Below are 25,641 nucleotides of genomic sequence, written 5' to 3' on the forward strand. Positions count from 1 at the left end.
TTTTTATTTTCTGTCAAATATTTTCATTTTTTATTTAAACGAAATTATTTTTTAATAACTTAGTTGACTGACAACCAATAATAAAGATGCATGAAATATTTCAAATCTATTTTTTTCTTCCTTATCATATCTTCATTCCTTTCCGCACAGGCTCCCTCTATACAATGGCAAAAAGCTTTGGGAGGAAATGGCTGGGATCAGGCCAATTCTGTTCAGCAGACTTCTGACGGAGGGTATATTATAGCAGGCCAGTCTTCGTCTGTCAATGGGGATGTTACACTAAATCATGGAGATTCTGATTTCTGGATCGTAAAACTGGATTCTTCAGGAAATCTGCAATGGCAGAAATCACTGGGTGGAACTCTTTATGATGCTGCCAACTTTATTCAGCAGACCTCTGACGGAGGATATATTGTTGCAGGAGAATCCGCTTCCGCCAACGGAGATGTTACAGTAAATCATGGGTACTCCGATTATTGGATTGTAAAATTAGATCCCTCAGGAAACCTGCAATGGCAAAAATCACTGGGAGGAAGTAAAGAAGATATAGCCAATTCTGTTCAGCAGACTTTGGACGGAGGATATATTATTGCCGGGGAATCTTATTCTACCGATGGAGATGTTACAGGAAATCACGGATTTTCTGATTACTGGATTGTAAAACTGGATTCTTCAGGAAATCTGCAATGGCAGAAAGCATTGGGAGGAAGTTCCTATGACAGAGCTAATTCTGTTCAGCAGACCTCTGACGGAGGCTACATTGTGGCAGGCGGATCAGCTTCCACGAATGGAAACGTTACAGGAAACCATGGAAACGAGGATTTCTGGGTCGTAAAATTAAATCCCTCGGGAAACATACAGTGGGAAAAATCACTGACAGGAAATCTTGCTGATGCTGCGGAATCTATACGGGAAACATCAGACGGGGGATACATTGTTGCCGGAGGTTCCAATTCTGTAAACTCTGAAATCCCGGTAACGTTTGGGGTCTCCAACTATCGTATAGCCAAGCTGGATGCTGAAGGAAATATGCAATGGCAAAGGTATCTTGGAGGGAGCGGTAATGATTATGCTTATTCTGTCCAACAGACATCAGACGGAGGCTATATTATGGCCGGGGAATACGCATCCATAGACGGAAATATTACAGGAAATCACGGACTTGCTGATTATGGAATCATCAAATTAGATGCTGAAGGAAATATGCAATGGCAAAAAGCATTGGGAGGAAGTGCTTTTGACACTCTATATTCTATTCAGCAGACTTCTGATGGAGGATATATACTGGCAGGCACAGCAGAGTCCGCAGACGGAGATATTACAGGACACCACGGAAGCAGTGATGCCTGGATCGTAAAACTAAAATCCGATCAATTAAGCACTGCTGAAAACAACCTTATTCATAAGCCTGATATTTATCCGAATCCGGCAAAAGATTTTGTATATATCAGTTCTTTGCCCGGCAATACAACCGTAAGTATCACTGATATATCCGGAAGAAAAGTATTCACGCAGAAATACAGTGATCAGAAAATCTCAATGGATCTCAGAGCATTTACAACCGGTACCTATCTTATTCAGATACTGCATAAGAATAAAATAATCTTGTCTGAAAAACTTCTCATCAGCAAATAAAGAAACACCGCATTATTAACATCAAAAATTCAATACTTTATGAAATATTCAAAATCTATTTTTTTTCTCTTTGTTTTCACCTCTCTTTCTGCACAGAATAATTCGATAGAATGGCAGAAGTCATACGGAGGAAGCCGGATAGAACAATCTCCGGATATCCATCAGACCAATGACGGAGGGTATATTATAGCAGGCTCTTCACTTTCCATTGACGAAGGTTTCGGCAATCATGGTCTCTTTGACCAATGGGTTATCAAGGTAAATGCCGCGGGAACTACCGAATGGCATAGATCTTATGGAGGTACGGCAGATGATAAAGCCTATTCCGTACGGCAAACCAATGACGGAGGATATATTGTAGCCGGCTCTACCCGCTCGGTTAACGGAAATGTTACCGGCAATCATGGTCAGGAAGATTTCTGGGTTGTAAAACTGAATCCCACCGGGAATATAGAGTGGGAGAAAGCATTAGGCGGAAGTGGCAGCGATATAGCTAAATGCGTCCGGCAAACTGCTGATGAAGGATATATTGTAGCAGGAAGATCAGACTCTGCTGATGGTAACATTACCGGAAACAACGGATATGCGGATGGCTGGATCGTGAAACTGGACCAGACCGGAAATATAGTCTGGCAGAAATCCTTCGGAGGCCCAGGATTTGAGGAGTTTACGGCTGTTGAAACGACTGCCGACGGAGGATATGTAATGGCCGGCAGTATCACCGTGGCGGGCAGTGATCTTAATTACTGGATTGTAAAAACAGATTCCTCAGGAAATATGCAGTGGTCGAAAAATTATGGTGGCTCTTCTTCAGATACGGCAAATTCTTTGAAGCCAACTCCGGATGGAGGATATATTATTGCAGGAAGCTCCAATTCCACTAACGGGGATATTACCGCCAATAACGGCAATTTTGATTACTGGATTATAAAATTAAATAATTCCGGAAATCTGCTGTGGCAAAAATCTCTTGGAAACGAGCAGTATGATTATGCGTTCAGTATAGACAATACGGATGACGGAGGATCTGTTGTGCTGGGTTACACTGCCGCAGCAGCCAGTTTCACCTCCAATGATTACTGGCTGGTAAAATTAACTGCCGGCGGAGATACAGACTGGGAGAAAAGATTTGGAGGGCCTTATGATGATTATGCATCAGCGGTACAGCAAACCGCAGATGGAGGGTATGTCATGGCCGGGATGTCCAACTCTTTTACACCGTTACAGTCCAACTATGACTACCAGATTATAAAACTGAGATCTGAAAAACTGGGAACCCATGAAAATGTAAAACCCGAATATATTTCACTTTATCCCAATCCTGCAAAAAATACGGTTTATATCAGCCCTCTTCCCGGTGAAGCAGTAGTAAGCATTACGGATATGTCGGGAAGAAAATTATTCAGCAGGAAATATACTGAATCCAAAGCCGCCATAGATGTTACAGCATTCAGCAACGGTGTATATTCTGTACAGGTTCTGCATAAAGGAAATATTATCTCAACAGAAAAACTGCTGATCAGAAAATAAAAGAACAGTTTTAAAATTTCAAAAAATAATACAGAATAAGAAACCTTTATTTTATTTTAAACGTTAAAATTCAAATATTTTTCAAAATAATTACCAATTACAAAATTAAGGTATAAACTTTGTATAGATTTCTCCGGATAAAGATTAAAAGTTCAGTCTTTATTACTATTTGTTTAACATTTAAAAACTATGCACCATGGCCGAAGTAAACACTCAGGAAAAACAGGGAGGAAAACAAAAGAAAAAATTAATCCGGGTAGATATGACCCCAATGGTAGATCTGGGATTTCTGCTGATCACCTTTTTCATGTTTACCACCAATTTTACAAAACCCAATGTAATGGATCTGGGATTACCCGCAAAAAGTCCTGTTCACGACCCTAAAACTGTAATTAACGATAAAAATCAGGTTACCTTTATCCTCGGGAAAGACAACAGGGTATTCTATCACCAGAGCAATGAAAAAGACCTTAATACAGGTAATTTAAAAGAGACCGATTTCAATGGCGTAAACATTTCAAAGATTATTTCCGATGCCTTTAAAAACGCTCCGGTTCCGGATAATTTTACCGTGATTATAAAACCGACAGACGACGCCAGTTATAAAAACTTCGTGGATGTTCTGGACAATGTCGCGATTTCCAAAAAAGAACGATACGGCATCGCCGATATAAAACCCTGGGAAAAGAAAGTTTATACCGAATTAACCCAATAAAAGCAAAGAGCATTTTTACAATGCTCTTTTTTTATTTAAATTTGAAACGGTAACGAATTTTAGTTTAACTGTAATACAATAGAAATCATGCTGAATTTTGAGAGAAAAGGAAACGGAAAAGAAACCCTCGTCCTGCTTCACGGCTTTATGGAAAACCTTTCGATTTGGAATGACATGGAACCTCATCTTTCTAAAGATTTCTCCCTGCTGAAAATTGACCTGCCGGGACACGGACAGTCCGACATCCTTGCGGAAGTTCACACTATGGAACTAATGGCAGATGAAGTAAAAAAGGTTTTAGATCATGAAAAACTTCAGAAAGTACATCTGTTAGGGCATTCTATGGGCGGTTATACGTCACTTGCCTTTGCCGAAAAACACCCGGAGTCCCTGAAAAGTCTTACGCTGTTTTTTTCGACTTATTTTGCAGATGATGAAGAGAAAAAGCAGCAGCGCATTAAAAGTTACAGGATCATTAAAGATGCATTTGCCCATTACGCCAGAGCCGGCGTTCCTAATCTTTTCAATCCCAACGAATGGGATATTCTGGAAGGGAAAATTGAAACCGCTCTCGAAACAGCTCTATCAACAAACAATCTGGGAGCATTAGCCTGTGTAAAAGGTATGGTGGAAAGAACCGACAAAAAGCACGTTATGGAAAATCTGGAAGCTAAAATTTTAGTTCTGGCAGGAAAACATGACAATGCGGTAAAAACGGATGTCATGATCAGAAACCTTCCGGACAGGACAAATATAAAATCATATATTCTAGACTGCGGGCACAACGGGCACTGGGAAAAACCTTCCATCTGCGCTGAAATCATCAACACAGAACTTCTTCATAACCTGCCCAAAAGACTGGTCCTGTAAACAGGCTGCACCTGCCTGAAAACTTCAGTTCCCTATATTAAAAAATCTTGTATCTTAGTGGGGAATAATTATTTCAATGGGTCTATTCTCGTTCAAAAAAAAACAGCCGCCAATTATTGGGCTTACACTTTCCGGAGGCGGAATGAGGGGAATTGCCCATATTGCCGTTCTGAAGGCGCTCGAAGAATACGGTCTTAAACCTCATATTATTTCAGGGACCAGTGCCGGTTCTATCGTAGGTGCTTTTTACGCATTCGGAAAAACGCCGGATGAAATGATAGAAATCGTTAAGCAGACCACTTTCTTTTCCCGGTCGTATCTGAAACTTTCAAAAAACGGAATTTTCAGCTCAAATTTCATTTTAAAACTTTTTAAAGACCATTTTCCTGAAGACGATTTTAAAATCCTGAAAATACCGGTTTATGTAGCAGCCACAGAAATGACGCACGGCATTGTTGATTTTTTTTCCGAAGGCGAACTTTTCAGGCCACTTCTCGCTTCATCCAGTGTCCCTTTTATTCTTCCTCCCGTAAGAATTGAAGAGAAAATATATGTAGACGGCGGCGTACTGGACAACCTTCCTATTGAACCTATTATCGATAAATGCGACTTTCTGATCGCCTCCCATGTGAACTCAATAAGCTATGACGAATTGAAAAAAATGAGCCTGATGAAGGAGTTCGACAGGATTCTTCACCTTGCTATTGCCAAATCCGTTTATTCCAAAGCCAGATCCTGCGATATTTTTCTCGATCCTCCCAAAATGACCAAGTTCAGCCTGTTCAGTAAGAAAAACCTGGATGAAATGTTCAGGGAGGTTTATGAATACACCTGCCTGGAACTGGAAACCAAAGGATACAAAAAAGGCCCCCGGATAGAGAGCCTTTAAATACTATTGTTATCAGATTATTCTTTAATTACTTTGAACGTCTGTTCAGCATCTGATGTTTTTACTTTCACTATGTACACCCCTGATTTGAGATCATCAGTATTGATGGCGGAAATATTTTCTTTAACCGATTTCACCAGCCTGCCGTCAGCCGAATAGAATGAAACTTCCGTTATCTTTCTGTCTGCCGTTGACACATTCAACATATCTTTCACCGGATTCGGATACACTCCCAGTTTAGGTTTGGCATTGCTTTCATTAACAGCGAGTGAACCTGCAGGAACAACATTCACCGTATAATCTTCAGCCTGACCGTAACCGGTAGTTCCCGAAGTAGAAGTAAGCGTTGCTCCTGAAGAATAACAAGGGCTTAAATAGAAAATGGTGCCCGTCGCATAATTCTTCTTAACTCTCATTCTTGTGGCTCCTAATGTTGCCGTAGCCGGAACAACGATATTTCCCGTGGCTGTTTTTGTATCCACTCCGGTAGAGTTGGTCAGCGTTACGGCTGTTCCGGTGGTACTGAAATATATCTCGCCGGCATCAAGGAAATCTCCATCCTGGTTCCAGTCTATGAATACAACAAATTTCGTAGCATTATTTCCATCCGTATTCCCTTTGAAAGTAATCGGATAAGTACCTCCCTGTTCCACGGTAGCTATTTTATTGGCATAGTTCTCATGAGCAGGGCTGTTAAGTAATTCCGAAGATGTATTGCTCATATTACTGAACTGAACCGAGGTAATCGGCTCAACACCGCTGGTAAACAATAAATTCCCAAAACAGTAAGGAGCAAAAGAAGGTCCGGTGGTAAAACTGTTCGTCTGACATGAAACCGCCACACCGGCTGCATTTTTAGCAACTACCTTCCAGTAATATGTTGTATTCCCCAGCAGGTTATTAAAATCTGCGAATAAATAACTGCTCGGAACCAGAGTCGTAGGATTCGGATTTGTATCAAGGTACAGCTCATAGCTGTCTACCGCAGCACCCGAAGCAGGAGCCGTCCACGTTAATGTTGCCGCATTTGGATTTACACCCGTCTGTGCGTTAGCCGGAGAAACCAATGCGGGGCAGTTCGGTATTACAGTAGGAGCAACATCACTATTAATATTATCAAAAAGCAACCTAAACATGTCTGCCGAAGTAGCATGAAACCCTACATATACTGTTTGCCCTACGTAGGAAGACAGATCTATGGAAAAGAAAGTCCATTGGTTCGGAGCGGGGGCAACCGGTGTTAATACCGTGGTAAATGCTGCTGCAGTAGGAGTTGTAGTGGATAATTTTACCGCATAGCTTTCCACATAGTTAGGGTCCTGATTCTTTACGAAGTAAGTCAGCCTTGTGTTAACACCTGCCGTTACAGTAATTGCAGGAGTAATCAAAAGATCATCATGAGCTGCGGTACTGTAATTAATCTGTGCCGCATTGGGTAATGAATAAACACTTCTAGGAGCTCCGGGACCAAAAATAAAGCCGTTGGCATCTCCTCCGTTAATAACCGTCCAACCAGTGGGAGTTGTGGTCCCTGCGTCAAAATTTTGAGAAAACTGTGCGCTTGCTAAGAATGGCAATGCAAACAACATCGCGAGTAATTTTGTTTTCATAATAGATTGTTTTTAAGTAAGTTCCATCTAATCTACGAAAATAATACTAAACAAATTACATATTATGAAATATTTTAATGTTTTTATAATCTTTTCAATTAAAATACAAATATTAAAAAATAATCAGACACTTTTATTAACTATTATTTCACCCATCAAGAATATCTTTGAAAAATCCATATTCATGATTAATAAAGGTCAGCGTGAAAAACCGGGAGGCATCCTTTTCAGTAATCCGCCGGACAAACTGTTTTTAAAAAGATGAAAAAAATAGCAGAACGATTACACAGATAAGATTTAAATGTAATCCACAGAAAGAAACTTACAGCAAACCTTTTAACAGGAAACAGCAGCGTATATCAGTTAGAAACAGGCTTTTTACCTGTAAGCAACAGGTAAATGCAGGACATACTGAAGATATGTAGAAAATCATTAATACATAATGAGCCTGTACATTTCAAGATAATACCGGATAAAATTTAAGGATACTTCTAATAAAGTTCATCTTTTTCAAGATAACTTTTGAAATCACTGATCGTATTTTTCAGAGAGCCGTAAGATTTTCCTCCGGCAGCATTGATATGGCCGCCGCCATTGAAATATTTTCTGGAAAACCGGTTAACATCTACATCATCCTTGCTTCTGAAAGAAATTTTAATAAAATCTTCATACAGATCTTCCATAAAGAAAGCAGACATCTTCACTCCGGCAATGCTTAATCCATAGTTTACAAAACCTTCCGTATCCCCCTTCTGGAAACCGAATTCTTTAAGTTCATTTCTTGTCAGCGACAGAACAGCCACTTTTCCGTCATTCACCACTTCTATTCTTCCCAATACCAGGGCAAGGAGATGAAGGCGGGAAACCGTGTTGGTATCCCAGGTATTGGAGGTAATTACAGACGGGTCTGCTCCTTTTTCTATTAAATTTGCAATAATCCTGTGAGTGGCCGCACTTGTGGAACGGAAACGGAAACCTCCTGTATCGGTCATAATCCCTGTATACAGACATTCTGCCATATCAAGATTTACCAGATGCTCCTCATCCAGGGCTTCAATGAAATGATAGATCATCTGGGAGGTCGCAGGAATAACAGTATCAGAATAAACAAAATCAAAATTTTCCGGCTGCTGATGGTGATCAATCAGGATTTTTCTGGCAGTGGCTTTCGTCAGCCATTCTCCCAGGATCCCTATTCTGGAAGGAGAATTAAAATCAAGGCAGAAAATCACGTCCGCACTGCTGATCATATCGAATGCCAGTTTTCTTTTGTATTCCCCGATAATCACTTTCTTTGCTTCCGGCATCCATTTCAGAAATTTCGGAAAATCATTGGGAACAATAACTTCCGCAGAAATACCTTTTGCTTTCAGAAAATGCTTCAGTCCAAGACTGGAACCAATAGCATCCCCATCCGGATTATAATGGGTAAGGATAACAATCTTCTTTTCTGGTGCAAGTAATGTATTGATTTCTAAAAGTTCTGCAGGTGTAAACATCCGGTGTTCTGTTTTTCTTTAAATTTGAGTTTTCAAAGATAGAGCTTTTAAACAAATCATTTAAATATTATTTTTGTATCCGCAATCGGCCTTTCCTTCGGGATTTGTAAGTAACTGATTAAAAAACCTATTAAATAATTTCAAAAAAAGAGAGCTAAAGTTTGTAACTTATATTTTTTTCTATATCTTTGCAACCTGAAAATTAATAGATATAATTACGATTTAAATATATAGTAATGAGTAAAAGAACATTCCAGCCATCAGAAAGAAAGAAAAGAAACAAACACGGTTTCAGAGAAAGAATGTCTACGCCAAATGGGAGAAGAGTTTTGGCTGCAAGAAGAGCTAAAGGCAGAAAGAGATTAACTGTAAGTGCTGCACGCGCTAAGAGATAATTTCTATATTATCATATACAAATCATGCTTGAAAAGAAGTTTTTCAGGCATTTTTTGTTGTTAAAATTTACTAAAATTTAGGTTCTTTAAGCTTCTTTTTTCTATTTTTAAGATCTCAAAAAATATTTTAGAAATAGCACGTTAAAATCGAATTATGCCACATACAAATATCTCCGGAGATAATATCATAAGTTTACAGCACGCGAAAATTGCGCAAAAAAACTTCACTGTTCTTTCTGATGTTAACCTTAACATTAAAAAAGGCAGATTCTGCTACCTTATCGGAAAGACAGGTTCCGGAAAAAGCTCCCTTCTGAAAACACTTTACGGGCATATTCCTTTAGCATCAGGACACGGGGCAGTGGTTGGTTTTGATCTTGCCAAGCTCAGACCTTCTGACATCCCTAACCTGAGGAGAAAACTGGGAATCGTATTCCAGGACTTTCAGCTTCTTTCCGACAGAACTGTTGAAAAGAATCTGAGATTCGTTCTTGAAGCCACAGGATGGAGCGATAAGACCAAAATGGAAGACCGCATCAACGAGGTATTGGGAAGCGTAAATATGAAGAGTAAAAAGCATAAAATGCCGCATGAACTTTCCGGAGGAGAACAGCAGCGTATTGCTATTGCCAGAGCCTTACTGAACCACCCGGACCTTATCCTTGCAGATGAGCCTACCGGAAACCTTGACCCGGAAACCTCCAACGAAATCATGACCTTACTGAAACAGGTTGCCCTTGAAAACGGAGCAGCAGTAGTAATGGCAACCCACGACTATCATATGATCCAGAATTTCCCGGGAGAAGCCATAAGATGCGAAGACGGAAAAGTATCCGTACTGGACACCACTGAATTATTTGAATAGGAAAACCGGAAAAGTAAAATATCCGTTAATCTTTGTTCTTAAAGACATGAAACTCTTTGGTGAGTTCAAGATATTGGTCCGAGTATTGTCTCGGACTTTTTTCTATTATAAAAGCAGACTCAGACAGAGGCCTTTCAGTTAAAGAAAATTCAAGAATAAGCCTTTTTACCTTTGAATTTTCAATCCCCTGAATATTGATTCTTCGTATTAAAAACAGCCGGTTTTCATCAGCCACCCTGATAAACTCTTCTCCCGCTTCCGCAGGAATAATCACAGACAGAATTCCGTCTTCTGCCAGAAACTTTACAGAAGCTTCTATAAGCTGCCTGAAATTCAGCTCGACGGTCTGACGGGCAATCTTATCTTTTTCAGATCCGGATTCTTCAAAATAAGGAGGGTTGGAAACAATAAAACTGAACTTTTCTCCTGTTTCAAACATCTTCAGATCCTGATGCAGATGAGCGAGCCTTGAATGATAGGGCGAATTTTCAAAATTGGATTTTGTAAGCGCAGCTGCCTCACCGTTGATATCCAGCCCAAGAAAAGAAGCCGTCCTGTTTCTTTGGGCAAGCATCAGCGAGATCAGCCCGGTTCCTGTTCCGATTTCCAGAACACGGGAAGCATTTTCCACACCCGCCAGTGCTCCCAGAAGCACACCATCTGTTCCGACCCGGAAGACCTCTTTTGACTGCCGGATTTCAAAATGCTTAAATATAAAAGACTTCACTATAAATTGGTAGGTAATGTAATAATGAATGTGGAACCTTTTCCTACTTCCGATCTCACCGTGATTTCTCCTTTATAGTCTTCAATCATTTTTCTTACCATAGAAAGGCCAAGCCCCATGCCGCTGTTTTTGGAGGTGAAATTCGGCTCAAAAATCCTTTCGTACATATTTTCAGGAATTCCAATTCCGTTATCCTGTACAGAGATCATCACCCTTCTCTGGTGCTGCTCTACATCCACATTAATGATCAGCTTTCTCTCGTCACTCTCCGCCTGCTTGGCATTTGTAACAAGATTGGTAATAATCCTGGAAAGGTAAATCCTGTCCATATTGATCATAATATTCCCCTTATTGGAATGCATAAAGATGCTGTCATCATTGAAGACACGAAGAATATCTTCCACTTCCGTATTCAGGTTGATCACTTCATTATTTTTTTCAGGAAGCTTGGCAAATTCTGAGAAGGCAGATGCCACAGTAGCAATAAGATCGATCTGATCTACCATTGTTTTGCTCATCTGTTTTACTCTTTCCCTGATATTAGGATCTTCAGGGTCAAATTTTCTTTCAAAATTCTGAATGGTAAGCTTCATCGGAGTAAGCGGGTTTTTCACTTCATGCGCCACCTGTTTGGCCATTTCACGCCATGCTTCTTCCGAAGCCTTGAAACGAAGCCTTTCTTTCTGGTCCTGAATCTGAAGGATCATCCTGTTATAAGCCCTGGCCAGAGCATTCAATTCATCATTTTTATAATATCTGATGGGACGCATTTCGTTTTCAAAGAGAGTGATCCGCGTAATCATATCAGAAAACTTCGTAATATTTTTCGCCAGACCGTTAGAAGTCACCCAGCTGATCCAGATACTGAAAAGAATAAGGAAAATATCCACCAGAAGAATATACTTCACAAACTGGTTCAGAACATCAAAATAAGCGGATTCATTGTGGTACAAAGGAATATATACAATACCGATAGGCTCAAGATCATTGTTTTTCAAAAGCAGATAAGAAGAAGTGAGACCGGCTTCTTTTGTTTTGTCATATCCCCTGATATCAACCCTGGCTTCAGTAGCCAGAATTTTATTGACAATATAGATAGGAATTGCTTTCTGATCTACCTGGCTTTCATCTTTATTGGAAAGAAGGTAATTCCCCTTCAGATCATAAATAACAATATCGTGCTGATTGATGTCTGCAATTTCGAAAATCTTGTTTCCTAAAACTTTTGGAAGGTCTTCTGTCTTTACAAGGGTACGGCTTACCGCATAATCCAGGAACCTCATTACCGCATTAGTTTTCTCCTGCATTTCAATATTGCTCTGTTCCTGGGAATTCTTTCTCAGGACAAAATAAGGCACAAGCGATGTAGCCACAACACTTAAAAAACATACCAGCAGAAAACCGAAAAATACCCGGTTCCTTAAACTGTATCCTTTGTATTTACTGATTGGCATTCTACTTTTTAATTAACCTAGCAATATACTTACCAATGATGTCAAATTCTAAATTAACTTTATCTCCTGTTCTGAGATGCTGCATATTGGTAAATTCCCAGGTATATGGAATAATAGCTACTGAAAACTGTTTCTCTTCGCTTTTTGCCACTGTAAGGCTGATTCCGTTTACGGTAATTGATCCCTGCGGAACGGTTACAAAATTTCCGTCATCCTCATACCGGATGGTCACAAAATAGCTGCCGTCTTTATTTTCTATTCCCACTACTTCACCCGTTTTATCAACATGTCCCTGAACAATATGCCCGTCCAGTCTTCCGTCCATCTTCATACATCTTTCAAGGTTTACTACCGTACCCACATCCCATTTTCCAAGATTGGTTTTTTCTAATGTTTCGCTGATAGCCGTTACCACATAATGGTTTTCCTTAATCTCTACAACGGTAAGGCAGCATCCGTTATGCGCCAGGCTCTGATCTATCTTCAGCTCGTTGGTAAACGGGCATGTAAGGGTAAAATCTATATTGCTTCCTTTTTCTTCTATCTTTTCAATTACGCCTACTGCCTCAATAATTCCTGTGAACATATTATTTTTTGCTAAATTTGTACATTATAATCTTCAAAGATAATCAAAATGAGCCCAAAAAACCATAAAGTACGAGTAGGAATTTCAATCGGTGATTTCAATGGCATCGGTCCTGAGATCATTATGAAGTCTCTGAAAGACAAAACCATTACGGATTTTTTCACTCCGGTGATTTTTGGTTCGGGAAAATTATTTACCTATCAGAAAAATATTTTCAAACTCAATCTGAACTTCAATTACATCAATGAAGCTTCACAGGCTCAGGGCGGAAAGCTGAATATGGTAAACCTTACCAAAGAAAATGTGAATGTGGAACTGGGAGTTCCTACGGAAGAATCCACCAGAATGGCCATTGATTCCCTGGAAATGGCGACTGAAGCTTTAATGAAAGGAGATATTGATGTTCTTGTCACCGCTCCTATCAACAAAGATGAAATGGTAAAAATGGGCTTTAAGCATGCCGGACATACGGGATATTTTGAAGAAAAATTCAGCAAAAAAGGACTGATGTTCCTGGTAACCGACGATTTAAAAGTTGCTGTTTCCACGCACCATATTCCTATTGCACAGGTAGCGGAAAATATTTCAAAAGAAAAGATCAAAAAGCAGATCAGAGCCCTGAACCAGACATTAATTGAAGATTTCTGCATTCAGAAACCGAAAATTGCAGTATTGGGACTTAATCCTCATGCAGGAGACGGAGGCGTTATAGGTACTGAAGAAATTGAGATCATTCAGCCGGCAATAAAAGAGCTTTCAGACAATGGTATCCTTTCTTTCGGACCATTTCCTGCCGACAGTTTCTTCCAGCCCAACAAATACAGGAATTTTGATGCAGTTCTGGCAATGTATCACGATCAGGGGCTCGCTCCTTTTAAAACACTGGCCTATGAAGAAGGGGTAAATTATACTGCGGCACTACCGTTCATCAGAACTTCTCCTGACCATGGCGTAGCCTATGACATTGCAGGAAAGAACATAGCAGATGAGCAAAGTTTTACGGAAGCGATCTTTACTGCCATCCAGATTTTTAAAAACAGAAGTGAATACAATGATCTGATGAACAACCGTCTGCAGCCGCGAAAAATGGCTGTTGATAATGGAATAGACGAGGATCTTCCAGAGGAAACTGAAGCATAAACCGTTAAAACAAATTTTAAAATTAATTTGTGATGGATTTTATTTGTTATTATAAAAAAAATGCATATTTTTGCACACTCATTTTATGGACAAGTTAAGAAACTATGACGTAAGCTTTTCCGGACTAAAAAACGGAAGGCACGAGTTCAAATTTGAGATAGATAAAACGTTCTTTCAATTATTTGACACTGAACAGGAATTTACAAATCCTAAAATAGAAGTGGATATTCTTTTAGAAAAACACACTACTTTTTTAGAGTTTGAGATCAAAGTACATGGAACAGTGGAGCTGATTTGTGATATTACCAATGAAGCATTCGACTATCCTATTGAAAACCAGATCAGGGTTCTGGTAAAATTCGGGGAAGAATATGATGACAGCGAAGAAGATGTAATCACAATCCCGGCGGGAGACCATGCCTTTAATGCGGCACAGCTGATTTACGAAAATGTACAGCTTTCTATCCCGATGAAAAAACTTTCACCGAATGTAAGTGATGAAGATCTGGAACTCCTTGATCAGTTCGGCCCGAAAGATATTGAGGAAACAGAAGAGGAAGAACATGAAAGCGATCCCCGTTGGGATGCCTTGAAAAAGTTAAGAGACAATAATTAAATAAAATAATTTAAATATGATGAGATGATGAATCTCATCGCTCATCAATTAAAAAAGTTATTACAAAATGGCACATCCAAAGAGAAGACAGTCGTCTACAAGAAGAGATAAGAGAAGAACTCACTACAAAGCCGTAGTTCCTCAATTAGCTAAAGATGCAACAACAGGAGAGCTTCACCTTTACCACAGAGCTCACTGGCATGAAGGAAAACTTTACTACAGAGGTAAAGTAGTATTGGAAAAAGAAGTAGCAACTACTGAAGAAAACTAAGAGTCGCTTTTCGCTGAAAAAGCCTCATTTTAATACAAAAACCGCTCAATTTTGATAAAATTAGGCGGTTTTTTGTTGTTTTTTATGTTTTTTTGGTATCTTTGGCCCAAAATCAAATATCAAATTTATGGACATTAAAGACATACAGAATCTTATCAAGTTTGTATCCAAAGCTGAAGTTTCGGAAGTAAAATACAAGACTAAAGATTTCGAAATCACTATTAAAACTCCATTAGCGGGAAGCGACGCAGTATATGCACAGCCTGCTGTTTACCACACCGCTCCTCAGGCAGTAGCAGCACCTGCACCGGCGGCAGCTACTCCGGCAGCAGCTCCGGCTGAAAAAGCAGAGGCAGCTTCTGATGACAGCAAATATGTAGCGATCAAGTCTCCAATGATCGGTACTTTCTACAGAAAGCCATCCCCGGATAAAGATGTATTCGTAAATGTAGGAGATGAAGTTTCCATCGGAAAAACGGTTTGCGTAATCGAAGCAATGAAATTATTCAACCAGATCGAATCTGAGATCAGCGGTAAGATCGTTAAGATCCTGGTAGATGATGCTACTCCGGTAGAATATGACCAGCCATTATTCTTAGTAGATCCTTCTTAAGGAATTTTAGATTAAAGATTATAAATTTTAGGTGAAACTTTTTTCATTTAAAATAATTTAAAATTCAAAATTTATAATTTAAAATTTCGGAGAGATGTTCAAAAAAATATTAATCGCCAATCGTGGCGAAATTGCAATGCGTATTTTACGTACTTGTAAAGAAATGGGGATCAAAACCGTTGCGGTATACTCTACTGCGGATAAAGACAGCCTTCACGTGAGATTTGCTGATGAAGCGGTTTGTATTGGCCCTGCGATGAGCAAAGACTCATACCTTAAAATCCCTAACATTATTGCAGCAGCGGAAATTACCAATGCTGACGCTATTCACCCAGGCTACGGATTCTTATCTGAAAATGCCAACTTCTCCAGAATCTGTGAGAGAAACAACATTAAGTTTATTGGTGCTTCTCCTGAGCAGATCGAAAAAATGGGTGACAAGGCCAATGCCAAAGCAACGATGAAAGCTGCCGGTGTACCTTGTGTACCGGGTTCTGACGGGTTGATTGAATCCTATGAGCACGCAGTAAAAATTGCTGAAGAAACAGGATACCCTGTCATGATCAAAGCTACCGCAGGTGGTGGAGGTAAAGGAATGAGAGCAGTCTGGAAGGCTGAAGACCTTAAAGACCACTGGGAATCCGCTATTCAGGAAGCCGTAGCAGCCTTCGGAAACGGAGGTATGTATATGGAAAAACTGATCGAAGAGCCAAGACATATCGAGATCCAGGTTGCGGGAGACCAATACGGTAAAGCCTGCCACCTTTCTGAAAGAGACTGTTCTGTACAGAGAAGAAACCAGAAATTAACGGAAGAAACACCTTCTCCTTTCATGACAGATGAGCTTCGTGAGAAAATGGGCGAGGCTGCTGTAAAAGCTGCTGAATTCATCGGATACGAAGGGGTAGGTACTATCGAGTTCCTTGTAGACAAGCACAGAAATTTCTATTTCATGGAAATGAATACAAGAATCCAGGTAGAACACCCTATTACTGAACAGGTAATTGACTATGACCTGATCAGAGAACAGATCCTTCTTGCTGCGGGAACTCCTATTTCAGGAATCAACTATTATCCTAAATTACATTCCATTGAGTGCAGAATCAACGCGGAAGATCCTTATGCTGACTTCAGACCGTCTCCCGGAAAGATCACAGGATTAAACATTCCCGGCGGACACGGGATCAGAGTGGATACTCACGTTTATTCAGGATATACCATTCCATCCAACTACGACTCTATGATCGCCAAGCTGATCACTACGGCTCAGACCCGTGAAGAAGCGATTGCCAAAATGAGACGTGCTCTTGAGGAATTCTATATTGAAGGAGTAAAAACAACCATTCCTTTCCACAGACAACTGATGGATAACGAAGATTACCTTGCAGGAAACTATACGACAAAATTCATGGAAGATTTTGTAATGGATAGAAAATATGATAATCACTAAGATTATTTAAAATAAAAACTTTAAACTGTCTCTATTTGAGGCAGTTTTTTATTTTTGTTCTTATTCAACTGAGAAAATCATGCTGAAAAAAACTGTAAAATATATGCTGATTTCAGGCCTGGCCTGGTTTCTTATTCACTCACTTTATATTACTTATGATGGGCTTACGGATGCAAAGCAGAAAGCTGACCTTGCCGTGGTATTCGGAAATAAAGTGAATGAAGACGGAACTCTTTCGCTGCGGCTAAGGGCAAGACTGGATAAAAGTATTGAACTGTACCGGAAAAAACAGGTAAGAAATATTCTGGTAAGCGGTGGTCTCGGCAAAGAAGGCTATTGGGAAGGTACGGAAATGAAAAAATACCTTGTTAAGAATAAAATTCCCCCGGCTGACATTCTTGTGGATAACTTTGGGGATGACACTGAAAAGACCGTTGTGAATACCCTGAAAACAGCAGACAGCTTACAATATGATACGATCATTTCCGTATCACAGTTTTATCATCAGACCCGGATAAAAAAACTGTTCAGGAAACATCATTTCAAAAACATTGAAAGTTCCAGCCCTGCCTATTTTGAAGTAAGGGATCTTTATTCTGTTTTCAGGGAATTTTTTGCGTATTATTTATAAAAGCGGTTACAAATAAAAATTCAGGACTGTACTGTTTTAAAATCTGTTTTTGTTTTACCGGATTTTCAGATCAGATATACAAATTGGCTCAACCTTCCTGCCCATAGGATCTCCGTAACTGCTACCCCACTTCCTTTCACATAAATATCTGATTCACAAAGCTCAATTTACCTAACAGTTGTTAGTCGCACTATTACTACACTTTTTAAAATTTATACTGATTTTATTTTTTCCTACCGAAATTACTTCTATTTTTGGTGACATAAGAAATCAAATCACAGAATATTAATCCATAAAAATTTACAAATCATGGCAGAAAAAAATTCGAGAGGAATTTTAAAATTCAACGGGGGAGACGGTCAGAAACTGTTAAAACTGAATTACAGTGTATCAAGATCTACGGACGTTTCAGGACGTGTAGCATCAGACCCTTCCAACGCCCTTATCAAAATTACGGTAGAAGCTACTGAAAAGTCAGACATTCTGGAAAGTTTGCTGAACGGAAAGTATAAGCCTACAACAGGAGAAGTTACCTTTAACAAGTCTCATGAAGAAGGAACACTTACAACATTAAAGTGGAACAACGGGTATGTAATCCAGCACGAAGTAGATTTCGATGCAATAGATAACAACAGTATGTACATCAGTTTTGTAGTAAGTGCAGAACAGATTGATCTTGGAACAGCTTCCTTCCACGGAGACTGGCCAAATTCATAAATGCCGCTTTATATTAAAAACTAACAAAGACAGAATGGCAATCGCCGTTCTGTTTTTTTTATCTTTACAGCACTCCTGAAATACATCAAACTAATAACCCGCCCCTTAATGAACAGACTGCACTTGTTCTTTTCCGCTTTTCTGTGTGTATTCATTACGGCACAACAACCGGACGATTCCGTTCTCAGGCAGAATCTCCTTTTCAGACCTCCTGTAACTTTACAGGATCATGGGCTGCAATCGAATGTTAAAAAGGTTGAAATCACGACTTCTTATTCAGATAAAGCAGCTCAACAGGACTACCGGACTCTTTATTTTTCTGATACGGGTCTTCTTCTCAAAAACAGTTTTCACAGGGAAAAAGAAGATGAACTCACAGTTTATTATCATTATGACAATGGCAGGCTGGACAGCATTACAAGTTCTGACGGAACCGGAAAGGAAGTATTTTCCTATGACAGCACGGGCAGACTCATCCGGAAGAGCAGTTATGGAAAATATGAAGACAATAAAAATGAAATTGACGAAACTGAAGAATATCATTACAATAAACAGGGCTATATCATCCAATCAGTCAGAAGTAATTTTATCCTGGAATGTAACTATACCGCGGACCATCAGATCAGAGAGGTAAAAAGCTATTATACAGACCAGCCATCCGATATTTCTTCAACCGTATATCAGTATAAAAGCCTGAAAGACAGACCTGATCTTATCATTAACAAAAAGAATGGAAGAGTTCAGGAAACTACCCTCATCACATATGATCACAGGAAAAACGCAGTAGAAACGGTTTCCGTTTATCCTGATAAAACCAGAATAAACGTTACCAGCAGCATCAATTATGATGATCAGGGTAATATATCGTCCTGCATCACTTCAACCGGTGGTAAGAAAACCAGTACGGTAATTCAGAAAACAGAATACATTTCATTATAAAAAATTTTCACAAGTGAAAAAAGGCTGCATAAAGATATAATACCTGCATGATCTGTTGAGACCAAGAAATATTTACTGACACACTCTCATTCGCCCTTAAAATATACTTTAATTTCAGGCCTCCGCACTATTCCACTTTTGTTGATGCATCTCATTAATATTGCTTAAATTTGTCAAAAACCAAAACATATGTCAACAGCAGAAACAACAAAAAACTCACAGTATTTTATTGACCTTGAAGACAAACACGGAGCGCACAACTACCACCCTCTTCCCGTAGTTCTTGACCGCGGAGAAGGCGTTTTTGTATGGGATGTGGAAGGCAAGAAATATTATGATTTTCTTTCAGCATATTCTGCTGTGAACCAGGGACACTCTCACCCCAAAATTGTAGGAGCGCTGGTAGACCAGGCACAGAAACTGGCGTTAACTTCAAGAGCTTTTTACAATTCTAAACTGGGAGAGTATGAACAGAAGATCACCACCCTGTTTGGGTTTGACAAGGTTCTTCCTATGAATTCCGGAGCTGAAGCAGTGGAAACCGCTGTGAAATTAGCCAGAAAATGGAGCTACGAGGTAAAAGGTATCTCTGAGAATGCCGCGAAGATTATTGTCTGTGAAAATAATTTCCACGGAAGAACCACCACTATTGTTTCTTTCTCCAATGATCCCGATGCCAACCGGAACTACGGTCCTTTCACCCCTGGATTTATTAAAATCCCTTATAATGATACAGCTGCTTTGGAAGACGTCTTAAGCAGAGAGGCTGGAAATATCGCGGCTTTCCTGGTTGAACCTATCCAGGGAGAAGCAGGAGTTTATGTTCCTGATGAGAACTTCCTGAAAAACGCTTCTGAATTATGTAAAAAATACAACGTACTTTTCATTGCAGACGAAGTTCAGACCGGAATCGCAAGAACCGGAAAACTGATCGCCTGTCATCACGAAAATGTACAGCCTGATATTCTTATTTTAGGGAAAGCCCTTTCAGGAGGAATGTATCCTGTATCTGCAGTATTGGCCAACGACAATATCATGAATGTTATTAAACCTGGGCAGCACGGTTCCACTTTCGGAGGAAATCCTATTGCCTGCGCTGTGGCTGTGGCTGCTTTAGACGTAGTAGCTGATGAAAAACTGTCAGAAAGAGCTGAACATCTGGGGCAGGTTTTCAGAGCAGAGATCGAAAAGATCATCGAAAAAAACGACCTTATCACCAAAGTAAGAGGAAAAGGTCTTCTGAATGCTATTCTGATTAACGATACTCCGGAGAGTTCCACTGCATGGAACCTTTGCCTTCAGTTAAAAGAAAACGGTCTTCTGGCCAAGCCTACCCACGGAAACATCATCAGGCTTGCACCGCCATTGGTAATTACTGAAGAACAGCTTTTAGAATGCGTAAAAATCATTGAAAAAACGATCACAGAATTTCGTTAATGAAACTATCAGTCTGTTATATTATTTTTAACGGGGAAAGAATCATCGAAAAAAGTATCCGAAGCGTTTATGACATCGCAGATGAGATTATTATCGTTGATTCTTTTTCTACGGACAAAACTGAGGAGATCTGTACCGGGTTTCCAAAAGTAAAGTTTATCAAAAAAAAATTCGAAGGATTCGGTGACCAGAAAAACTACACACTGGCACAGGCTTCCGGCGAATGGATCCTGTTTCTGGACTCTGATGAAGTTCCGGATGCAGAAGCCGTACAGGCTATTAAAGATATTCTGAAAAGCAGTGATCCCGCTTATAAAGTATACACAATTCATTTCAACAATATCCTGCTGAAGAAAATAATCCGGTACGGAGGCTGGGGAACGGTATGGAGAGAGCGCTTTTTTAAGAAAGGACATGGAAAATATTCCGATGATCTGGTTCATGAAAGTTTCATCACCCTGGATAAAACAGGAAAACTTCCGGGAAACATCAACCATTACACCTACAAAAGTATTGCCCATCACATTGAAAAGATCAATAACTACACACAGCTGATGGCAGAAAAGAAGATAGCGAACGGTAAAAAAGTATCCCTGTTTAAAATTGTATTTGCTCCTTTTTTTAATTTCATAAAGACCTATTTTTTCAAACTGGGTTTTATGGACGGGGTGGCAGGATTCTATATTTCCATCACCGGAGCCTTTTACACTTTTCTTAAATATATTAAGATCAATGAGATTCTCAGAAACCAGTAAAGATTCTCAGAAAACAATATCAGACAGCCGCGGTTTTTACTGTGGCTGTCTGTCATTCATCCCCACAAACCCTTATTTTAATATATTTTTAAGCTGATGCCTTCAATTTTTAATTAAATTTGAAGAGTATAATGTACACCAAACAAAAAAGCACAATATGGATCTCCGGAACTTTTATATGTTTTGAATTCCATAAAAAATTAACGGGATCTTAAATTCACATAACCATGTTCAGATTCTTTAAGAGAATACTTGGATTTTCAAAGGCAGAAAGCATCCGTATTCTGATGTATCATAAAATTAAACCTGGGAAAAATATCTCCGGAAAAGATGCATTAGCCGTTTCCGTTGAAAATCTGGAGGAACAGCTTCAGTATATTAAAAACAACTATACCACACTGTTTTTCAACGAACTGGAAGCCAACAAAACTACCCGGCGTAAACTGATCCTGACTTTTGATGACGGCTACCTCAACAACCTCCAGTATATGATTCCTTTGCTTGAAAAGTATCAGCTGAAAGCCACCATTTTTATACCCACAGAACTTATCCAGAAAGATGAAGTAAGTGAACAGCGCAAACTGATGACCTTTGATGAGATCAGATCATTAAATACCGATTTCATAGAGATCGCTCTTCACAGCCATTCCCACAGAAATTACTCACAGCTTACCCTTCAGGAAGCTTCAGATGACCTTCAGAAAAACATCCGTACTCTTGAAGAGAACAAAATACCATTTACCAAAGTTCTGGCCTATCCTTACGGGCAGTTTCCCAAAAAAGGAGAAGCTAAGAAAGAGTTTTTTGCCATGCTGGAAAATACAGGTATAACCTCAGCTGTACGTATCGGAAATAATATAGCCTATTTTCCGTGGAAAAATAAATTCGAGATCAAGAGAATCGATATCAAAGGAGGGGACAGTTTTGATCTTTTCAAATGGAAACTGAGACTTGGAAAAGTTAAACTTTAATTCAAAAGGCTGCTATACAGTTTTTCGTAAGCATCTGCCATTTCCGTATAGCCGAATCTCAGGGCTCTTTCTTTCAGTTCTGATGCATATTCGCCTGCTCTTGCGCCATACGTCTGCATTCCTGATGCATATACCTGCTGCATCTTTTCTGCTGAAAAATCATCAAAATAGAAAGCAAGATTTCCTCCTATTTCCGGCAGGCTCGTTAATCTGCTCAGAAAAACAGGTTTTCCAAAATACATGGCTTCCACAGGCGGAATTCCGAAACCTTCGGCCAACGAAGGATGACAGTAGGATTCACAGTGCTGAAGAAGAAAATACTTATCATTATTATCCACATTTTCAAGAATATGCACTCTGCTTTCCAAACCTAAAGCTTTCGTTTTTTCTAAAAACTTTTCTTTATAGGCCGACTTGGCAGAAGAAGTTACCAGCACAAGATCCCTGTCGTTTTCTGTCAGAAGATCCAGCAGTACGTCCTGGTTTTTCTTGGGAAAAAGCACACCTATATTCAAAATGTATTTTTTTCCTATGAAGCTGTATTTATTTTTAGAATTAAAATCTGTAATTTCGGGAAAGATCAGTCCGTTATATATGACCTCAACCCTTACATCCTTATTCAGCGTGAAAAGATGTTTGTTTTTCAGGAAATCTTCCTTTACAAAATCCGAGATGCATACAATGGCATCTGCATTTCCTATATTTTTCTGGACGAGTCTGGTACTCTTTTTGACCTTCTTTCCGGAACTGTTGTCATGCAGAAAATTAAGATCATGAAGAGTAACCACTTTTTTTTGCCCGTTTTTTATCTGATGAAAGTAATCGGAAAGCTGGTGAGCGGTATGGATGAGCGAAAAAGATCCGGTACTGACAGGAATTTTTTTCTGCCAGAACTTCCAGTTTATAACCGTAAACCTGTTCTTCGTTACGGGCATATTTTTCGCGGGACCATAAAGAGAATACTCAAAATCAGATACTTTCTCATCCAATCCCCTGATCAGGGAAGTGCATACATTGGCAATTCCCGACTTTGGATATTTCAGTCTTTCGGCATCGATAAGAATTTTCTTTCTCATTATAGAAGGGCTTTTCGCCAAAAATATAAATTTAAATATGAATTTTTTATTTTTGCACTATGAAAATTTGTTTAATTAGTTTCGATTTCTGGCACTATGATGAGCATATCGTGGATAAACTGAATGAGAGAGGCATTCAGGCCTGCCATATCAACATCGGAGCATTCACCCATAAAAACACGGGTGAACGTTTGAAGAACACTTTCAGCAAAATTTTCTTAGGCAAAAATCCGAAATATCATAAAAGACAAAATTTCATACTCGAATCTCTTGAAAAAATAGGAAAGCAGGATCAGATCCTTGTAATCAACCCTGAAGCCATAGATGAAGAAATACACCGGAAGATCAGGGAATACACTGACCGTAATATTGCCTACCTCTACGACAGTATGGCCAGGAACCCTGCCACTCATCTTCTGCATTATTTTGATACGGTTTTTTCTTTTGATGATGAAGACGTAAAAAACTTCGGATTCGAAAAGATCACGAATTATAATTATCTGGAATATCTTCCGGCAGAAAAACAGAATCCCAAACTGGATCTGTTTTATGTCTCTTCCTATGACCACAAGAGATTATCCGCCTTAAATGTACTCATCAACAGGCTCTGTTCGCTGAAAGTAAAGTTTGAAGTGTACATGGTGGGTAAGAAGGGATGGAAAAATAAGCTGAATCAGATCTTCGACAAAAAAAATATAGAAATACTTAAGTTTGGAAGAAGAAAGATTCCGCATCATGCGCTGCCCTCTTACTATAAGAACACAAAAGTAGTTCTGGACCTGATGCGGGCTGATCAGACCGGGCTCAGTTTCAGGATTTTTGAAGCGATGGCTCTGGAAAAAAAGATCATTACAGATAATCCCACTATTGCCAGTTACGATTTTTATAATCCCAATAATATTCTGCTGCTGAATAAAAAATTCAGTAATGTGAAAAAAGATTTTTTTGAAACACCATACGAAAAGCTTCCGGAAGCAGTTTATTATAAGTACACCCTGGATCATTGGGTGGATACTGTTTTTAAACTGAATTCATGAAAGAAATAAAACATGTACTTATTGTAACCAAAGAGTACAAATGTTCCCGGACCCCAAAAGTAGGAGGAACAGGTACTTTTTATAAGAATTTATCCGGAGAACTCGTAAAGAGAGGTATTTCAGTACATGTTTTCCTGATCTCCAGATATGCTTTCGATATCCGGGAAGACGGGGTAACGATTCATTCCATTAAAGATATTTTCAAATCCAGCCCTGCGCTTGAACTTATGAGATCTTTTACCGGAAAGCTGAAAGTACTGGAACCCATTCATTTTAAACTCTACCTTTCCGAAAAAAAAGCCATATCGGATAAAATAAGCGATTGGATCAGAAAAAACAACCTTCATTTTGACGTTGCCGAAACCCACGATTTTGACGGACTGGCACTCGCCATCCCTCAGAATATACCTTATGTGATACGCTGCCACGGCTCATGGTCTGTACTTGAAAAATATTTCGGATATAAAAAAGTACACAAAGGCCGTATTTTCTGCGAAAAAGAAGCTTTCAGGAAATCGGAGAATATCATTACGATTTCCAGATACAACGAAAAGATCAACAAAAGCCTTTTTGATATTAAAAATCCGAGACTGATTTATAACGGTGTGGATGAAAAATTCTATGCCCCTGATGAAACCATCGGGATTATTCCCAGATCTGTTTTTTTCCTGGGAAATGTCACCTTTGAAAAAGGAGCTGACACCATGATCCGGGAGTTTATCCGATTAAAAAAAGATTACCCTGAAGCTTCCCTTCATTTTATAGGCCGCCCCAATCATTATCCGGATTATGTAAAAGAGCATGTTGCAGAAGAAGAAATAAGAGATTCCATCCACTTCCTGGGTAACAGAAACGGAAAAGAAATCGTAGACCTGATCAACAGGGCTGAAGTGGTATGTTTCCCATCCAAAGGTGAAAATTTTAGCTTATCTTTGCTCGAAGTAATGGCTATCCGGAAACCTGTTGTATGCTCCGCCATAGATTCTTTTAAAGAGGTGATACAGGATTCTGTGAATGGCTTTATTGCTGATGAAGACAACTTTCACAACAGGATAAGTCTTATTTTTGAAGACCATGATCTGAGAAACCGTATGGCTCTGAATGCCAGGAAATCGGTGAAATCAGATTTTGGGATCAACAGAATGGTGGATCAAACCATCAGTTTTTATCAGGAAATAATGTAGAAATACCTCTTACCTGTCCATTACAGGGT

General features: G+C 39.4%; 26 protein-coding genes. 20 read left to right on the forward strand and 6 right to left on the reverse strand.

What is annotated here, in order from left to right; all coding sequences use genetic code 11:
- Positions 1 to 90 precede the first annotated feature (90 nt).
- From AC106S_RS18545 to AC106S_RS18565, 5 genes are all read left to right on the forward strand, one after another.
- Positions 91 to 1,635: a T9SS type A sorting domain-containing protein gene (locus AC106S_RS18545; RefSeq protein WP_482441160.1), complete on the forward strand. Its 1,545-nt coding sequence runs from the start codon at positions 91 to 93 to the stop codon at positions 1,633 to 1,635.
- Between the two features lie 39 nt (positions 1,636 to 1,674).
- On the forward strand, positions 1,675 to 3,165 hold the full coding sequence (locus AC106S_RS18550) for a T9SS type A sorting domain-containing protein (protein WP_482441161.1): 1,491 nt from the start codon (positions 1,675 to 1,677) through the stop codon (positions 3,163 to 3,165).
- A 196-nt stretch (positions 3,166 to 3,361) separates the two neighbouring features.
- On the forward strand, positions 3,362 to 3,880 hold the full coding sequence (locus tag AC106S_RS18555) for a biopolymer transporter ExbD (RefSeq protein WP_482441162.1): 519 nt from the start codon (positions 3,362 to 3,364) through the stop codon (positions 3,878 to 3,880).
- 87 nt (positions 3,881 to 3,967) lie between these two features.
- Positions 3,968 to 4,750: an alpha/beta fold hydrolase gene (locus AC106S_RS18560; RefSeq protein WP_482441163.1), complete on the forward strand. Its 783-nt coding sequence runs from the start codon at positions 3,968 to 3,970 to the stop codon at positions 4,748 to 4,750.
- Between the two features lie 76 nt (positions 4,751 to 4,826).
- Entirely contained in the window at positions 4,827 to 5,639 is an 813-nt protein-coding gene (locus AC106S_RS18565; protein ID WP_482441164.1) for a patatin-like phospholipase family protein, read from the forward strand.
- Positions 5,640 to 5,656: 17 nt separating this feature from the next.
- On the opposite strand, the gene AC106S_RS18570 is transcribed toward AC106S_RS18565, so the two are convergent.
- Both AC106S_RS18570 and AC106S_RS18575 read right to left on the reverse strand, forming a co-directional pair.
- Positions 5,657 to 7,249: a choice-of-anchor J domain-containing protein gene (locus AC106S_RS18570; protein WP_482441165.1), complete on the reverse strand. Its 1,593-nt coding sequence runs from the start codon at positions 7,247 to 7,249 to the stop codon at positions 5,657 to 5,659.
- A 491-nt stretch (positions 7,250 to 7,740) separates the two neighbouring features.
- Positions 7,741 to 8,748 (reverse strand): DHH family phosphoesterase, encoded by a 1,008-nt coding sequence (locus AC106S_RS18575; protein WP_482441166.1) that lies wholly within the window; start codon positions 8,746 to 8,748, stop codon positions 7,741 to 7,743.
- Between the two features lie 236 nt (positions 8,749 to 8,984).
- Between AC106S_RS18575 and rpmH the strand changes: the two genes are divergently transcribed.
- Both rpmH and AC106S_RS18585 read left to right on the forward strand, forming a co-directional pair.
- On the forward strand, positions 8,985 to 9,143 hold the full coding sequence (gene rpmH, locus AC106S_RS18580) for a 50S ribosomal protein L34 (RefSeq protein WP_062702430.1): 159 nt from the start codon (positions 8,985 to 8,987) through the stop codon (positions 9,141 to 9,143).
- Positions 9,144 to 9,297: 154 nt separating this feature from the next.
- Positions 9,298 to 10,008, forward strand: coding sequence for a cell division ATP-binding protein FtsE (locus AC106S_RS18585; RefSeq protein WP_309428526.1), 711 nt, complete (start codon positions 9,298 to 9,300; stop codon positions 10,006 to 10,008).
- A 25-nt stretch (positions 10,009 to 10,033) separates the two neighbouring features.
- On the opposite strand, the gene AC106S_RS18590 is transcribed toward AC106S_RS18585, so the two are convergent.
- Genes AC106S_RS18590 through AC106S_RS18600 form a run of 3 tightly spaced genes read right to left on the reverse strand, consistent with a single transcriptional unit; the run spans position 10,034 to position 12,775 of the window.
- A complete protein-coding gene (locus AC106S_RS18590; protein ID WP_482441167.1) occupies positions 10,034 to 10,735 on the reverse strand; it encodes a tRNA1(Val) (adenine(37)-N6)-methyltransferase in 702 nt (233 codons plus the stop codon).
- Positions 10,735 to 12,189, reverse strand: coding sequence for an ATP-binding protein (locus AC106S_RS18595; protein ID WP_482441168.1), 1,455 nt, complete (start codon positions 12,187 to 12,189; stop codon positions 10,735 to 10,737). The genes AC106S_RS18590 and AC106S_RS18595 overlap by 1 nt, the downstream gene beginning before the upstream one ends.
- A gap of 1 nt (position 12,190) precedes the next feature.
- On the reverse strand, positions 12,191 to 12,775 hold the full coding sequence (locus AC106S_RS18600) for a riboflavin synthase (RefSeq protein WP_482441169.1): 585 nt from the start codon (positions 12,773 to 12,775) through the stop codon (positions 12,191 to 12,193).
- A 48-nt stretch (positions 12,776 to 12,823) separates the two neighbouring features.
- Here AC106S_RS18600 and pdxA point away from each other — a divergent pair, with 48 nt between their 5' ends.
- The 11 genes from pdxA to AC106S_RS18655 all read left to right on the forward strand — a co-directional run bounded on the left by pdxA (position 12,824) and on the right by AC106S_RS18655 (position 22,315).
- Positions 12,824 to 13,915, forward strand: coding sequence for a 4-hydroxythreonine-4-phosphate dehydrogenase PdxA (gene pdxA, locus AC106S_RS18605; protein WP_482441170.1), 1,092 nt, complete (start codon positions 12,824 to 12,826; stop codon positions 13,913 to 13,915).
- Between the two features lie 85 nt (positions 13,916 to 14,000).
- A complete protein-coding gene (locus tag AC106S_RS18610; protein ID WP_482441171.1) occupies positions 14,001 to 14,531 on the forward strand; it encodes a YceD family protein in 531 nt (176 codons plus the stop codon).
- Positions 14,532 to 14,598: 67 nt separating this feature from the next.
- A complete protein-coding gene (rpmF, locus tag AC106S_RS18615; protein WP_007843326.1) occupies positions 14,599 to 14,802 on the forward strand; it encodes a 50S ribosomal protein L32 in 204 nt (67 codons plus the stop codon).
- 127 nt (positions 14,803 to 14,929) lie between these two features.
- On the forward strand, positions 14,930 to 15,415 hold the full coding sequence (gene accB / locus AC106S_RS18620) for an acetyl-CoA carboxylase biotin carboxyl carrier protein (RefSeq protein ID WP_482441172.1): 486 nt from the start codon (positions 14,930 to 14,932) through the stop codon (positions 15,413 to 15,415).
- A 94-nt stretch (positions 15,416 to 15,509) separates the two neighbouring features.
- A complete protein-coding gene (accC, locus tag AC106S_RS18625) occupies positions 15,510 to 16,865 on the forward strand; it encodes an acetyl-CoA carboxylase biotin carboxylase subunit (protein ID WP_482441173.1) in 1,356 nt (451 codons plus the stop codon).
- Between the two features lie 79 nt (positions 16,866 to 16,944).
- On the forward strand, positions 16,945 to 17,496 hold the full coding sequence (locus tag AC106S_RS18630) for a YdcF family protein (RefSeq protein WP_482441174.1): 552 nt from the start codon (positions 16,945 to 16,947) through the stop codon (positions 17,494 to 17,496).
- Between the two features lie 309 nt (positions 17,497 to 17,805).
- On the forward strand, positions 17,806 to 18,213 hold the full coding sequence (gene tssD, locus AC106S_RS18635) for a type VI secretion system tube protein TssD (RefSeq protein ID WP_482441175.1): 408 nt from the start codon (positions 17,806 to 17,808) through the stop codon (positions 18,211 to 18,213).
- A gap of 108 nt (positions 18,214 to 18,321) precedes the next feature.
- A complete protein-coding gene (locus AC106S_RS18640) occupies positions 18,322 to 19,152 on the forward strand; it encodes a hypothetical protein (RefSeq protein WP_482441176.1) in 831 nt (276 codons plus the stop codon).
- Positions 19,153 to 19,341: 189 nt separating this feature from the next.
- Entirely contained in the window at positions 19,342 to 20,589 is a 1,248-nt protein-coding gene (gene rocD, locus AC106S_RS18645; RefSeq protein ID WP_482441177.1) for an ornithine--oxo-acid transaminase, read from the forward strand.
- The gene (locus AC106S_RS18650) at positions 20,589 to 21,344 is read left to right on the forward strand and encodes a glycosyltransferase family 2 protein (protein ID WP_482441178.1); all 756 of its coding nucleotides are present in this window, start codon (positions 20,589 to 20,591) and stop codon (positions 21,342 to 21,344) included. Before rocD ends, AC106S_RS18650 begins: the two co-directional genes overlap by 1 nt.
- A 227-nt stretch (positions 21,345 to 21,571) precedes the next feature.
- A complete protein-coding gene (locus AC106S_RS18655) occupies positions 21,572 to 22,315 on the forward strand; it encodes a polysaccharide deacetylase family protein (RefSeq protein WP_482441179.1) in 744 nt (247 codons plus the stop codon).
- On the opposite strand, the gene AC106S_RS18660 is transcribed toward AC106S_RS18655, so the two are convergent.
- Complete coding sequence (locus AC106S_RS18660) at positions 22,312 to 23,391, reverse strand: glycosyltransferase family 4 protein (protein WP_482441180.1); 1,080 nt, start codon at positions 23,389 to 23,391, stop codon at positions 22,312 to 22,314. The two genes, AC106S_RS18655 and AC106S_RS18660, sit on opposite strands and share 4 nt — an antisense overlap.
- Positions 23,392 to 23,450: 59 nt before the next feature.
- Between AC106S_RS18660 and AC106S_RS18665 the strand changes: the two genes are divergently transcribed.
- Both AC106S_RS18665 and AC106S_RS18670 read left to right on the forward strand, forming a co-directional pair.
- Complete coding sequence (locus AC106S_RS18665) at positions 23,451 to 24,428, forward strand: WaaS/CpsH family glycosyltransferase (protein ID WP_482441181.1); 978 nt, start codon at positions 23,451 to 23,453, stop codon at positions 24,426 to 24,428.
- On the forward strand, positions 24,425 to 25,612 hold the full coding sequence (locus AC106S_RS18670) for a glycosyltransferase family 4 protein (protein ID WP_482441182.1): 1,188 nt from the start codon (positions 24,425 to 24,427) through the stop codon (positions 25,610 to 25,612). The genes AC106S_RS18665 and AC106S_RS18670 overlap by 4 nt, the downstream gene beginning before the upstream one ends.
- Positions 25,613 to 25,641: the final 29 nt, after the last annotated feature.

This window comes from Chryseobacterium sp. FR054 (genome assembly GCF_056844565.1).

Bases quoted from the DNA above. Each gene is read 5' to 3' on its own strand.
- AC106S_RS18640 (WP_482441176.1), top strand. From the start codon at position 18,322: ATGAACAGACTGCACTTGTTCTTTTCCGCTTTTCTGTGTGTATTCATT.
- AC106S_RS18670 (WP_482441182.1), top strand. From the start codon at position 24,425: ATGAAAGAAATAAAACATGTACTTATTGTAACCAAAGAGTACAAATGT.
- AC106S_RS18660 (WP_482441180.1), bottom strand. From the start codon at position 23,391: ATGAGAAAGAAAATTCTTATCGATGCCGAAAGACTGAAATATCCAAAG.
- AC106S_RS18570 (WP_482441165.1), bottom strand. From the start codon at position 7,249: ATGAAAACAAAATTACTCGCGATGTTGTTTGCATTGCCATTCTTAGCA.
- tssD (WP_482441175.1), top strand. From the start codon at position 17,806: ATGGCAGAAAAAAATTCGAGAGGAATTTTAAAATTCAACGGGGGAGAC.
- accC (WP_482441173.1), top strand. From the start codon at position 15,510: ATGTTCAAAAAAATATTAATCGCCAATCGTGGCGAAATTGCAATGCGT.
- rocD (WP_482441177.1), top strand. From the start codon at position 19,342: ATGTCAACAGCAGAAACAACAAAAAACTCACAGTATTTTATTGACCTT.
- AC106S_RS18595 (WP_482441168.1), bottom strand. From the start codon at position 12,189: ATGCCAATCAGTAAATACAAAGGATACAGTTTAAGGAACCGGGTATTT.
- pdxA (WP_482441170.1), top strand. From the start codon at position 12,824: ATGAGCCCAAAAAACCATAAAGTACGAGTAGGAATTTCAATCGGTGAT.
- AC106S_RS18650 (WP_482441178.1), top strand. From the start codon at position 20,589: ATGAAACTATCAGTCTGTTATATTATTTTTAACGGGGAAAGAATCATC.
- AC106S_RS18665 (WP_482441181.1), top strand. From the start codon at position 23,451: ATGAAAATTTGTTTAATTAGTTTCGATTTCTGGCACTATGATGAGCAT.
- AC106S_RS18610 (WP_482441171.1), top strand. From the start codon at position 14,001: ATGGACAAGTTAAGAAACTATGACGTAAGCTTTTCCGGACTAAAAAAC.
- AC106S_RS18565 (WP_482441164.1), top strand. From the start codon at position 4,827: ATGGGTCTATTCTCGTTCAAAAAAAAACAGCCGCCAATTATTGGGCTT.
- AC106S_RS18630 (WP_482441174.1), top strand. From the start codon at position 16,945: ATGCTGAAAAAAACTGTAAAATATATGCTGATTTCAGGCCTGGCCTGG.
- accB (WP_482441172.1), top strand. From the start codon at position 14,930: ATGGACATTAAAGACATACAGAATCTTATCAAGTTTGTATCCAAAGCT.
- AC106S_RS18545 (WP_482441160.1), top strand. From the start codon at position 91: ATGAAATATTTCAAATCTATTTTTTTCTTCCTTATCATATCTTCATTC.
- rpmF (WP_007843326.1), top strand. From the start codon at position 14,599: ATGGCACATCCAAAGAGAAGACAGTCGTCTACAAGAAGAGATAAGAGA.
- AC106S_RS18600 (WP_482441169.1), bottom strand. From the start codon at position 12,775: ATGTTCACAGGAATTATTGAGGCAGTAGGCGTAATTGAAAAGATAGAA.
- AC106S_RS18560 (WP_482441163.1), top strand. From the start codon at position 3,968: ATGCTGAATTTTGAGAGAAAAGGAAACGGAAAAGAAACCCTCGTCCTG.
- rpmH (WP_062702430.1), top strand. From the start codon at position 8,985: ATGAGTAAAAGAACATTCCAGCCATCAGAAAGAAAGAAAAGAAACAAA.
- AC106S_RS18550 (WP_482441161.1), top strand. From the start codon at position 1,675: ATGAAATATTCAAAATCTATTTTTTTTCTCTTTGTTTTCACCTCTCTT.
- AC106S_RS18585 (WP_309428526.1), top strand. From the start codon at position 9,298: ATGCCACATACAAATATCTCCGGAGATAATATCATAAGTTTACAGCAC.
- AC106S_RS18655 (WP_482441179.1), top strand. From the start codon at position 21,572: ATGTTCAGATTCTTTAAGAGAATACTTGGATTTTCAAAGGCAGAAAGC.
- AC106S_RS18555 (WP_482441162.1), top strand. From the start codon at position 3,362: ATGGCCGAAGTAAACACTCAGGAAAAACAGGGAGGAAAACAAAAGAAA.
- AC106S_RS18575 (WP_482441166.1), bottom strand. From the start codon at position 8,748: ATGTTTACACCTGCAGAACTTTTAGAAATCAATACATTACTTGCACCA.